The organism is Rhizorhabdus dicambivorans (assembly GCF_002355275.1).
GTDB classification, from domain to species: domain Bacteria; phylum Pseudomonadota; class Alphaproteobacteria; order Sphingomonadales; family Sphingomonadaceae; genus Rhizorhabdus; species Rhizorhabdus dicambivorans.
The window spans coordinates 3,647,571-3,658,794 of record NZ_CP023449.1; the positions used below are offsets into that span (position 1 = coordinate 3,647,571).

The 11,224-nt window shown below is 67.2% G+C and carries 13 protein-coding genes; 7 read left to right on the forward strand and 6 right to left on the reverse strand.

From position 1 onward, the window contains the following. The first annotated feature begins 76 nt into the window (after window positions 1-76). Both CMV14_RS17105 and CMV14_RS17110 read left to right on the forward strand, forming a co-directional pair. Entirely contained in the window at window positions 77-1,192 is a 1,116-nt protein-coding gene (locus CMV14_RS17105; protein ID WP_066962080.1) for an ATP phosphoribosyltransferase regulatory subunit, read from the forward strand. 18 nt (window positions 1,193-1,210) lie between these two features. Continuing rightward, the gene (locus CMV14_RS17110) at window positions 1,211-2,500 is read left to right on the forward strand and encodes an adenylosuccinate synthase (RefSeq protein ID WP_066962083.1); all 1,290 of its coding nucleotides are present in this window, start codon (window positions 1,211-1,213) and stop codon (window positions 2,498-2,500) included. Between the two features lie 57 nt (window positions 2,501-2,557). On the opposite strand, the gene CMV14_RS17115 is transcribed toward CMV14_RS17110, so the two are convergent. Together CMV14_RS17115 and CMV14_RS17120 are read right to left on the reverse strand one after the other, a co-directional pair. Next, entirely contained in the window at window positions 2,558-4,399 is a 1,842-nt protein-coding gene (locus CMV14_RS17115; protein WP_066962086.1) for a DUF885 domain-containing protein, read from the reverse strand. 72 nt (window positions 4,400-4,471) lie between these two features. Further along, window positions 4,472-5,266, reverse strand: coding sequence for a transglutaminase-like domain-containing protein (locus CMV14_RS17120; RefSeq protein WP_066962413.1), 795 nt, complete (start codon window positions 5,264-5,266; stop codon window positions 4,472-4,474). 109 nt (window positions 5,267-5,375) lie between these two features. Here CMV14_RS17120 and CMV14_RS17125 point away from each other — a divergent pair, with 109 nt between their 5' ends. Both CMV14_RS17125 and CMV14_RS17130 read left to right on the forward strand, forming a co-directional pair. Further along, a complete protein-coding gene (locus tag CMV14_RS17125; RefSeq protein WP_066962416.1) occupies window positions 5,376-6,380 on the forward strand; it encodes an SPFH domain-containing protein in 1,005 nt (334 codons plus the stop codon). Next, window positions 6,377-6,826: an NfeD family protein gene (locus CMV14_RS17130; RefSeq protein WP_066962090.1), complete on the forward strand. Its 450-nt coding sequence runs from the start codon at window positions 6,377-6,379 to the stop codon at window positions 6,824-6,826. Before CMV14_RS17125 ends, CMV14_RS17130 begins: the two co-directional genes overlap by 4 nt. A gap of 15 nt (window positions 6,827-6,841) precedes the next feature. Here CMV14_RS17130 and CMV14_RS17135 read toward each other — a convergent pair whose 3' ends face one another. Continuing rightward, the gene (locus CMV14_RS17135) at window positions 6,842-7,951 is read right to left on the reverse strand and encodes a calcium-binding protein (RefSeq protein ID WP_066962093.1); all 1,110 of its coding nucleotides are present in this window, start codon (window positions 7,949-7,951) and stop codon (window positions 6,842-6,844) included. 101 nt (window positions 7,952-8,052) lie between these two features. Then, window positions 8,053-8,697, reverse strand: coding sequence for a hypothetical protein (locus CMV14_RS17140; RefSeq protein WP_139114699.1), 645 nt, complete (start codon window positions 8,695-8,697; stop codon window positions 8,053-8,055). Between the two features lie 65 nt (window positions 8,698-8,762). Between CMV14_RS17140 and CMV14_RS17145 the strand changes: the two genes are divergently transcribed. Next, window positions 8,763-9,278, forward strand: a complete 516-nt coding sequence (locus tag CMV14_RS17145) for a hypothetical protein (protein WP_066962099.1) — start codon at window positions 8,763-8,765, stop codon at window positions 9,276-9,278. A gap of 196 nt (window positions 9,279-9,474) precedes the next feature. Here CMV14_RS17145 and CMV14_RS17150 read toward each other — a convergent pair whose 3' ends face one another. Continuing rightward, entirely contained in the window at window positions 9,475-9,639 is a 165-nt protein-coding gene (locus tag CMV14_RS17150; protein ID WP_238147073.1) for a hypothetical protein, read from the reverse strand. 296 nt (window positions 9,640-9,935) lie between these two features. On the opposite strand from CMV14_RS17150, the gene CMV14_RS17155 reads away from it, so the two are divergent. Beyond that, window positions 9,936-10,202: a hypothetical protein gene (locus CMV14_RS17155; RefSeq protein ID WP_066962105.1), complete on the forward strand. Its 267-nt coding sequence runs from the start codon at window positions 9,936-9,938 to the stop codon at window positions 10,200-10,202. Beyond that, the gene (locus CMV14_RS17160; protein ID WP_066962108.1) at window positions 10,199-10,420 is read left to right on the forward strand and encodes a hypothetical protein; all 222 of its coding nucleotides are present in this window, start codon (window positions 10,199-10,201) and stop codon (window positions 10,418-10,420) included. Before CMV14_RS17155 ends, CMV14_RS17160 begins: the two co-directional genes overlap by 4 nt. A 6-nt stretch (window positions 10,421-10,426) precedes the next feature. On the opposite strand, the gene CMV14_RS17165 is transcribed toward CMV14_RS17160, so the two are convergent. Beyond that, a complete protein-coding gene (locus CMV14_RS17165; RefSeq protein ID WP_066962111.1) occupies window positions 10,427-11,215 on the reverse strand; it encodes a sulfite exporter TauE/SafE family protein in 789 nt (262 codons plus the stop codon). Window positions 11,216-11,224 lie beyond the last annotated feature (9 nt).

Sequence of the window (11,224 nt, forward strand, 5' to 3'; positions counted from 1 at the left end):
CAGACATGGGCACCAGCTTTCGCTGGTGCGACGAACATGTTGAATGAAACACACATGCCGCTATGAGCCTGCACCGATGACCATCGCCCCCGGACTCCTGCCCGAAGGCCTTCGCGATCGCCTGCCCCCGCAGGCGGAAGCCAGCTCTCACCTGCTGCATCGCGTGATCGTCGCGATCGGGCGTCATGGCTATGCGCGTGTCTCGCCGCCGCTGGCGGAGTTCGAGGAGGGGCTGGTCGGCCAGCTCAAGTCGGCTGGATCGCGCGACCTGTTCCGCTTCGTCGACCCGGTCTCGCAGCGGACCCTCGCGCTGCGTCCCGACATCACGGCCCAGGTCGGCCGCATCGCCGCGACCCGCATGGGCCACCGCCCCCGCCCCCTGAGGCTCGCCTATGGCGGGCCGGTGCTCAAGCTCAAGGCCACCCAGCTCCGTCCCGAGCGCGAACTGACCCAGACAGGGGCGGAACTGATCGGCACCGACAGCGTCGCCGCGGTGATCGAGATATTGCAGGTCGCGATCGAGGCGCTGGAGGTGGCCGGCGTCACCGGCATCACCGTGGACCTCACCCTGCCCGATCTGGTCGAGACGCTGGCCGCCGGCGCCATGCCGCTGCCGGCCGGGAAGATCGATGCCGCGCGCGACATGCTCGACGCCAAGGATGCCGGGGGCCTCGCCGGCCTTGGCGCCTCGGCCTATCTGCCCTTCATCGAAGCCGCCGGGCCGGTTGCCCCCGCCCTCGCCAAGCTTCGCGCGATCGAGGGCGCGCAGGCGCTCGACAAGAGGCTGGAGGCGATCGAGGCGATCGTCGTCGCGATCGGCGACCGCGTCAGTCTGACGCTCGACCCGACCGAACGGCATGGCTTCGAATATCAGCGCTGGATCGGCTTCTCGCTGTTCGGCGAAGGCCTGTCGGGAGAGATCGGCCGGGGCGGCACCTACAGCATCGTCCATCCTGACGGATCGGAGGAGAAGGCGACGGGCTTCTCGCTCTATCTCGATCCGCTGGTTGATGTCGGGCTCGGTGCGGTCGAGCACAAGCGCGTCTTCCTGCCGCTCGGCACCGATCCGGCGACGAGCGCGAAGCTGCGCGCCGAAGACTGGATCACCATCGCCGCCGTGTCCGAGGCGGACGATGCCGCAGCCCTGGGCTGCACCCACATCCTGCGCGACGGCCATCCCGTCGCGCTCTGAACGAAACGGAAAGCGTTAATGGCCAACGTCACGGTGATCGGCGCCCAATGGGGCGATGAGGGCAAGGGCAAGATCGTCGACTGGCTGGCCGAGCGCGCCGATGTCGTGGTGCGCTTCCAGGGCGGGCACAATGCCGGCCACACACTGGTCGTCTCGGGCAAGACCTACAAGCTCAGCCTGCTGCCCTCCGGCATCGTGCGCGGCACCCTGTCGGTGATCGGCAACGGCGTTGTGTTCGATCCCTGGCACTTCCGCGACGAGGTCGCCAAGCTCCAGGGCCAAGGCGTCGAGATCGGCCCCGACAATCTGCAGATCGCCGAGACCGCGCCGCTGATCCTGCCCTTCCACCGCGACCTCGACGGGCTGCGCGAGGATGCCAGCGGATCAGGCAAGATCGGCACCACCCGGCGCGGCATCGGCCCCGCCTATGAGGACAAGGTCGGCCGCCGCGCGATCCGGGTCTGCGACCTCGCCCATCTCGACGATCTGGAACTGCAGCTCGACCGCATCTGCGCGCACCATGACGCGCTGCGCGCCGGCTTCAACGAAGCGCCGATCGACCGCGAGCAGCTCAAGGCGCAGCTGGCCGAGATCGCCGACTTCATTCTGCCCTTCGCCAAGCCGGTGTGGCTGACCCTCAACGAGGCGCGCAAGGCCGGCCGCCGCATCCTGTTCGAAGGCGCGCAGGGCGTGCTGCTCGATATCGATCACGGCACCTATCCGTTCGTCACCTCGTCGAACACCATCGCCGGCACCGCCTCGGGCGGCTCGGGCCTCGGCCCGTCGGCGGCGGGCTTCGTGCTCGGTATCGTCAAGGCCTACACCACCCGCGTCGGCTCCGGCCCCTTCCCGTCCGAGCTGGAAGACGAGATCGGCCAGCGGCTGGGCGAGCGCGGCCATGAGTTCGGCACCGTCACCGGCCGCAAGCGCCGCTGTGGCTGGTTCGACGCGGTGCTGGTGCGCCAGTCGGCCGCCGTCTCGGGCATCACCGGCGTGGCGCTGACCAAGCTCGACGTGCTCGACGGCTTCGACGAGTTGAAGATCTGCATCGGCTACAAGCTCGACGGCAAGACCTACGACTATCTGCCGCCGCATCCGCAGGATCAGGCCCGGGTCGAGCCGATCTACGAGACGATCGGGGGCTGGAGCGAGTCGACCGCCGGCGCGCGCAGTTGGGCCGAGCTTCCCGCCCAGGCGATCAAATATATCCGCCGGGTCGAGGAGCTGATCCAGTGCCCGGTCGCGCTGGTCTCGACCAGCCCCGAGCGCGAGGACACGATCCTGGTCCGCGATCCCTTCGCGGATTGACCTTCGGCCTGCCGGGCACCGGAACTCGGTGCACCGGCAACCCGAAAGACAAACCGCCTATCCCTGGGCGAGCACCGCCTTCGTGCGGGCCTCGACGAGCCGCTCCATCACGGTAAGCGGCATCGCGCCGCTCTTCAGCACGTCGTGGAAATATCGGATGTCGAACTTCGCCCCCAGCGCCTTCTGGGCGTTTGCACGCGCGCGCACCCAGGCCATGTGACCGACCTTGTAGGAACAGGCCTGCCCCGGCTGGGTGCAGTAGCGCTCGACCTCGCGCTGGGAGCGCGGCTGGGCGAAGCCGGTCGTCTCCACCATATAGGCGGTCGCCTTCTCCCGATCCCATTTCTTGGTGTGGATACCCGTGTCGACCACAAGCCGCGCCGCGCGGAACAGGAAGGACTGGAGGTAGCCGGCCCGCTCGATCGGCCCGGCATAGCCGCCAAGCTCGTCCGCCAGCTGCTCGGCATAGAGCGCCCAGCCCTCGCTGTACGCGCCGAAGAAGCTGATCTTGCGCAGGGTGGGGATATCCTTCGATTCCTGCGCCAGGCTGATCTGGAGATGATGGCCGGGCACGCCTTCATGATAGGTCAGCGAAGGCAGTGTATATTTCGGCCAGTCGCCGGTTTCCTTGAGGTTGATGAAATAGATCGCCGGGCGCGAGCCATCGAGCGTCGCGCGCTTGTAATAGCCGTTCGAGGCGCCGTCCTGGATGTCGACCGGTACCGCGCGGATCTCCAGCGGGGCGGACGGGACATGCGAGAAGACCTGCGGCAGCTTCGCATACATCGCCTTCACCCCCTCGTTAAGCGACGCGATCAGCGCGGCGCGGCCCTCGGTGCTGTCAGCGTAGAGCTGCTTCGGATCCCGGTTAAGCGCGATGAGCCTTTCGCCGACGCTGCCCTGGGTCAGGCCTTCGCCCTTGAGGATCGAATCCAGCTCGGCGCTGATCTGGGCGACCTGCTCGAGGCCCATCTGGTGGACTTCCGCGGGCGTGAAATTGGTGGTGGTCGCCTGGGCTAGCGCGGCGGCGTAGATCGCGTCGCCCTGCGGCACCCGCCAGATGCCGGCGCCGGCCGGCGTTTTGCCACGCAGTTCCTTCATCAGTGCGATCTGGCGGTCCAGCGCGGGATAGACCTTGTCGCGGACCAGCGCCGCGGCCGGCGTGGCGAAATCGCCCTCGATGCCCTTTTCCCGCGCGCGGCGAACCAGCGATCCAACCAGGCCGTTATTATCGGCCGGCGCGTTGCGCAGCTTCTCCATCTGGCCGATCGTCAGGTCGATCGAGAAATCGGGCGGGATGAAGCCGCGCTCGGCGCGGGCACGGGCCACCTCGGTATCGCCATCGAGCACCCCGGCAAAGGCCTCCAGCCGCGCGAGATAGGCTTCGCAATCGGCCCGGTCGGCGATGACATGGGTGGCGTTCAGGAAATCGGGAATCTCGAAATAGGCGCCGCCCTGCTGGAAGATGCGATAGGGCCTGATCACGCTGTCGATATCGAACTTCTCGGACGGCAGTATCTGGTTGCGCGCCGAATAGATCACGATCTCGCGATTGAGTGCTGCAGCGGGGGAGAGCCCGGCCGTCGGGAACGCCTCCAGTTCGGCCAGCCACTTGCGGTTGCGGGCAAGGTCTTCCCGCATGTCGGCCTCGCGATTGCCGTCGAGCCGGCTCTTGGCGGCCTTGCGGGCGCCCTTGTCATAGCCGAGCCCGGTGGCGAACTCGGGAGAATGATTCAGCGTGTCGTTGAAGATGCGCTCGAACAGCGCATTGAGCGCGGCGTCACTGCCCGGTTCCGGCGGTGCGGCAGCGCTGGCGGCCTGGGCGAATCCGGCGGTAGGAAGAAGTCCGGCGATAAGCGCGGCGGTACCGGCCGTGGCGATGAAACTGCGACGATCCATGGAAAGAAATCCTTCGAAAGCAATCTGCTGACAGCCTTGTAGGCGCAAGTGCAACCGAATGGCCAGACCGTATTAGCCAGGTAGGGCAGTGTCCTGGCGACGGACCGAGACGCTCTGCTCGATCAGCTCCGCTGTGCCGAAGATCGTCATGAAGGCGATGTCGGTGGCGTCGCGCCCCACCGCGATCCGCACCAGCCCGTCGTGCGGGGCAAGTTCGGTCGGATCGACCAGATACCAGTCGCCGGCCAGCCACACCTCCACCACCGCATGGAAATCGGGCGGGTCGAGATCCCAGGCATAGGCCGACACAAGCCGCGCCGGAACGCCCGCCGCCCGCGCGAAACTGGCGAGCAGATGGGCGAAGTCGCGGCACACACCCTGGCGCGAGACGAACACGTCGACCGCCGTCGTCCGCGCATCACTCGCCCCTGGGCAATAGTCGAGATGCTCGCGAATCCATTTCGCCATCGCCAGCACGCGCGCGCCGTGATTGGCACCCGGAAACTCCCGCTCGACAAAGGCCTCGAACCGATCGGCCTCGCAATAGCGGCTCGGCCACAGATAGGGGATCACCGAGGCCGGAAGCTCGCGGCGCGGAGTGATGGGCAGTTCGTCGATCGTCACCGGGCGCCGGTCGAGTTCCACCTCGGCGCTGTAGCGTGCCTGAAAATCGCCTTCGGCGCGCATCCATGTGCGCCGGCCTATGCCGTCCTCGCCATCGATGGCGCGCAGCGGCCCAACACCGTCGATCACCAGGCGGTCGCCGATCAGCGCCTGATCGGGGAGCTGTGCCACCTCGACGGTCAGCAGTACGTCGGCCGGTTCGGCGAAATGATAACGAAGATCGGTTTCGATGGTCAGGCGCACGGGGGTTCCTCCGTTGGCCATGACCCGGGACGGGGCGGAAAGTTCCGGTTTCGCTATGAACTGCGGGCGGACACGCTATCATGCCGCGTCCAACAAGGGAGAGCGAAACATGACGATCGCGGCCATATTGTTCGCGGCAATCGCCTTCCTGGCGATCATCTTCGTCTTTTCGGCGGTCACGGTGGTCCGCCAGGGATTCGAATATACGATCGAGCGGTTCGGCCGCTACACCAAGACCGCACAGCCCGGCTTCACGCTGATCATGCCGTTCATCGACCGGATCGGCCGCCGCATCAACATGATGGAGCAGGTGCTCGACATTCCCGGGCAGGAGATCATTACCAAGGACAATGCGATGGTCTCGGTCGACGGGGTCGTCTTCTTCCAGGTGCTCGATCCGGTGAAAGCGGCCTATGAAGTGGCCGACCTCTATCGCGCGCTGCTCAACCTGACGACGACCAACCTGCGCACGGTGATGGGCTCGATGGACCTCGACGAGACGCTGTCCAAGCGCGATGAGATCAACGCACGGCTGCTCAGCGTCGTCGACCATGCGACCAGCGCCTGGGGCGTCAAGCTGACCCGCGTAGAGCTCAAGGACATCCGCCCGCCTGCGGACATCGTCAACGCGATGGGCCGCCAGATGAAGGCCGAGCGCGAGAAGCGCGCGCTGATCCTCGAATCCGAAGGCCAGCGCGCCTCCGAGATCCTCAAGGCCGAAGGACAGAAGCAGAGCCAGATACTCCAGGCCGAGGGCCGCCGCGAGAGCGCCTTCCGCGACGCCGAGGCACGCGAGCGCGCCGCCGAGGCGGAGGCCAACGCCACCCGCGTCGTTTCCGAGGCGATCGAGAATGGCGAGGCGCTGGCGATCAACTATTTCGTCGCGCAGAAATATGTCGAGGCCGTGGGCAAGTTCGCGACGTCGCCCAATGCCAAGACGATCCTCTTCCCGGTCGAGGCGACCCAGCTGATCGGCACGATCGGCGGTATCGGCGCGCTGGCCAAGGCGGCGCTGGGCGAAGACGGTTCGCCCGTCCCGCCGCCCCCGGCCACCAGGCCCCGGCAGCGCGGCGCGGTTCCCTCGGTGCCGTTTTCGACGGACGGGCCGGCATGAGCGAGCTTTTCGCCCAGATCGACCCGCGCTGGGGCTGGCTGGTGGCGGGCGCGCTGCTCGCCACGGCCGAACTGGTGGTGCCCGGCGTCTTCCTGATCTGGATCGCGCTGGCGGCGTTCCTGACCGGACTGATCGCGCTGCTGTTCGCACCGCCGCTCGCGGTCGACTTCGCGATCTTCGCGGTGGCGGCAGTCGCCTCCATTTACGGCGGCCGCTTCCTCTACCGCCGCGCAGCCGACGAGGCGCCCGAACCATTGCTCAACAAGCGCGCCCAGCGCACGATCGGCAAAAGGGTGACGATCTGCGAAGCGATAAGCGGCGGCTATGGCCGCGCCACCGACGGCGACAGCTTCTGGGCCGCGAAGGGACCCGACATGGCCGCCGGCACGATCGCGACGGTGGTGGCGATGGAGGAGAATATGCTGGTGGTGGAGCCGGCGGTCTGAACCGTCGCGCCTGCCTCAGACGAAATCGTTAAGGTCGATCGACGTCGCGTTGGTCGCTATCACCCGAACGGCCGAATCCACCGTCGCGCCGCCCGTGCTCGAATAGAAGAGATAGGTGTCGCTGCCGATGGTGAGCGCCGCCACCTCGCCAAGGCCGGCACGATTGTCCAGCAAGGTCTGGGCGGTATCGGCCGCGCTGGCGACGCTACCCTGCCGGCCTGCCGACAGCACAGCTGCGACGCGGAAGCCAAGATCGAATTTATCGGAGCCATTGGCGAAGTCGGAGACGACGTCCGGCCCCGCCCCGGCGAACAGGGCCGTGCCGCTCGTGAAGACGAACCGGTCCGCCCCGCTGCCGCCACGCAGCGTGTCGACACCCAGATCACCACTCAGCGTGTCGTTGCCGATCCCGCCCGAGAGCGAATCATTTCCCTGTCCGCCGCGCAACAAGTCGTTGCCGTCGCCACCGTCGAGCGTATCGTTGCCGAGGTTGCCATTGATGCTGTCGTTCCCGGCGCCCCCGCTGGCGCTGTCATTGCCCTGGCCGCCCTGGATGCGGTCGACGCCCGCGCCGCCATCCAGCGTGTCGTTACCGGCATTGCCCTGGAGATAGTCATTGCCGTCCTCGCCCAGGATCCGATCGTCGCCGTCCACGCCGCCCTCGGCCGACCGGCCGTAGATATGGTCGTTGCCGGCCCCGCCCTGCAGCGTATCGGCCCCCGCGCCGCCATAGAGATTGTCGTGCCCGCCAAAGCCGTTCAGAAAGTCATCGAAGCCGGTGCCCTGCATCATGTCGTCACCGCCGAAGGCGACACCGAGTGCCCCGGCGTCATTGTCTTCGCGCGCGAGCTTGGTGAAGCGGGAGGCCAGGGTCGTCAGACCCGTAACGTTCAGCAGCGTCTCGCCGCCCGCACTCAGGTCCAGCAGGAACAGCTGGCCGCCGTCCAGCCGGTCGAAGTCGTCATAGGTGAAGGAGACGCCGCGCAGGGTGAGGATATTGCCATGGCCCTTGTCGAACGACAAGGTAATCGAACTGTTCTCGATCGGGTCCCCCTGGATCAGATCGCTGACGTCGATCTGGTCCATCCGGATGGCGGCCACCGTCCCGCCCGATACCTGCGCCATGGAAAGCCCCACCCCTCAACCGGTCCATCATAGGGCAAGCCGCGCCGGAAATAAAATCCTGTACGGCACAGTTCCTGTCCCGCGATGGGCGTGACGATCGTTCAGGCGAGCGCCGCCAGCCCGAGCAGTGCGGCCTGCATCCGGGCTCCGTCTTCCGCCGAGCCGGCGCGCTCCGCGCGCCGCGCGGCGATCAGCCGGTCGAGCCAGGCCGGGCCATATTCGAAATGATGATCGATGCAGAGGCTCTCCACCGCGCGGCGCACATCGCGTCCGCAATCGTCCAGGATCGCCAGCCGCCGGTTGAGCGCGGCTTCCAGCTGCGCCGCGCGCTCGATATTTCCGCTCGCACCCGTGCGGACCACCCCGCGCCCGGCCAGCTCACGATAGAGCCCACCGCTCGGCGCGAGTTCGGCATAATGCGCCCAGTAGAGCTTGAAGAGCACGCGCCCCGCATCGCGCATCGCCTCGCCATCACGGGCGGGATGGTCGAGCAGCCCCGCCAGCCAGGCACGGCCGACAGCATCCACCGCCTGACCGTGATCCCCGGCACCGATATCGGCGACCGCCTCCTCCGCCCTTCCCTGCTGCCACAGCCGCTCGGCCGCCCCGTCGAGCCGGCCGGCGCGCCGGGCACGGTGCAGCCGCAGTTCGGCGGTGCCGCGATCGATCCGCACCGCCGTGCCTGCAATCAGCCGCCCCGCCTTGGTCCGCGCCCCCGCCTTGCGCTTGCGTCCCGCTCTCGCCATCCCGCCTTGCTCCATCAATTAGACAAATAACTTGCACATTCATGTTCAAAGATTACGGATCAGGCATGACGCTTCCCCATGAAATCATGCGCGGTCTCCGCGCCCGGTCCGGCCTGTCGATGCGGGCCTTCGCTGCGCGTCTCGGTGCCCCGCTCGACACGCGCTACGCCTATTATGAGGAAAAGCGCTTCACCGGCCCGCTGCCGATCGAGGCCGCCCGCCGTATCGCTGCCGCATTGCAGCCCTTCGGCGTCGAACCGCAGGAGGTGCTCGAGCTTGCCGGCCTGTCGGCCGAGGAAGCCGCCGCCGAAGCGGCGTCGGCAGAGCCCGCCGTCCAATATGTCCGCCTTGATGTCGCCCTCCCTAATGCAGCAGCACTGACGCGCATGTTCGAGACCATGCTGGAGGGTGAGCTTCCGCCCGCCCGGCGGGACGCGCTCGCGCGAACGCTCGCTCTGCGTCTGCCAGCCGCGCTTCAGCGTACGTCAGCATCGCCGCCGGTCGCGGTGCGGGCAGGCCGCGAAGATGCTCCAGCGCCCGCCAGGCGTCGTCCGCCTCGCCAGCCAGTATCGCGCACATGATATCGCAGGCCGGGCACGCCAGCTCGCAGCCGGGCGATGCCCGGAAAACGGGTTTTCCCATGATCCGACTCGATAGTTTGTTCCTTATTTGTTCTAATCCTGCATTCCTACATGTCTAGGATTTTTCCTATCGGTCGAGCAAAAAAAGACCCGCGGCCGACGGCGGCGCGGGTCGGTACTCAACGCAACGGAAGGCTCAGGAAAAGCGCGGGACCTCCCGGACCGAGCGATAGGGCGCGGTCTGGCTGGCGGAACCGGCCGCCTGCGGCGCGCGCGCGGAAATCGGCTCCTCGATCTCGCGGAAGCTGGGGGCGATCATCCACGCCGGCGGCTGCGGCCGCGGCGTTTCGATGATGCGCATCGCCATCCCCATGAGCGCATCGGGGGAAAGGCTCTCGGCCCGGTCCCACATATCCGCCGTCATCATGTTCATCGCGACTCACCTCGCCCCTGTCCGCCCCCTCTTTGCGCCGCTCTATCGTCCAAGGAAATAGGACTGGACGCGAAGTTACAATTGTTGACAGGAGACAGAAAAGCGGCGGATTTTTATGGGTGTCGAGTTGAACCTGGTGACGGGCCACCTTCATCGTCGACCAAGACTCATCTTGACATTTTACAAGATTCTTGTATATATCTGCGCAACAACCCGGAGCTGCGATGACCGCCTGCCAGCCGATCGGCGCCGAGGACCGCGAGGTCGCCGAGATCGATACCCTGCAACGCGCGCTGCGCGGCCTGCGTCACTGGGCAGCCACCGCCCAGGCCCGCCGGCACCTGGCCGGCGAGCAAGGGCGCCGGCTGCACGCCACCGCACTCCGGCTCCATGACGAGGCCTGGTCGGACTGCCTGGCCGCGGCCTATGGCCTGTTCGAGATCGACGCGATCCACCAGGCCTGGGTTGAGGCGGGCGGGGGCCGCGAATGACCGACGGGCTCCGCCTGGAAGAGCTGTTGGCCGAGATCGCTGCGGCCGACAGCCGGGCCCGGCTCCACGACAGGATCGACGACGATCGCGAGGCCCATGCCGAGGCCGCGCAGCGGGCTGACGAGGCCGCCGAGGAAGGACGACGCGCCGCCCGCGCGATGATCGAGGCCGCCTTTCCCGGGATCAGCTGGGCGATGATCGCCCGCGCCGCGCTGTGATGCGGCTCAGCTCATTACCAGCTTGAGGCCGGTGACGAACAGGATCACCGCCAGCGCCCGCTGCACGATCAACTCGTTGAGATGCAGGGTCAGTCGCGATCCGATGATGATGCCCGGGATCGATCCGATCAGCAGCGTCGCCAGCAGCTTCAGGTCGACCGCGCCCGCCAGCATATAGCCCAGCCCCCCGACCAGGGTGAGCGGCACCGCGTGCATGATATCGGTGCCGACCAGCTTCCGCGCGGTCAGGCGCAACGGATAAAGCATCAGCAGCAGCGTCGCGCCCAGCGCCCCCGCCCCCACCGACGTCAGGGTTACCAATGTCCCGAGCACCGCCCCGGCCAGCGCGGTCAGCACCGGCTGGTAGCGGACGAAGCGGCGCACGCGCGCCTCGTCGTCGACGTCGATCATCGCGGTGACGAGCTGGCGGCGGAACAGGGTCGCGACCGAGGTGATGAGCAGCATCCCGCCGAGCATCGTCACGATCAGCCCGTGCTTCACCTGGTGCCCACCGGCTTCGAACAGGAAGAACAGGGTCAGCAGCGCCGCCGGGATGCTGCCCGCGCACAACCAGCCGACAATGGCCAGATCGGCGCTTTCCTGGCGATGATGGACCACCGAGCCCGCGGTCTTGGTCGCGGCGGCGAACCACAGGTCGGTGCCGACCGCCGTCGCCGGAGCCACGCCGAAGACCAGGATCAGGATCGGCGACATCAACGAGCCCCCGCCGACGCCGGTGATCCCGACGATGATGCCGACCAGCAGGCCGGCCAGCGCGTTGAGCCAGTCGATCATGGGGGCGTT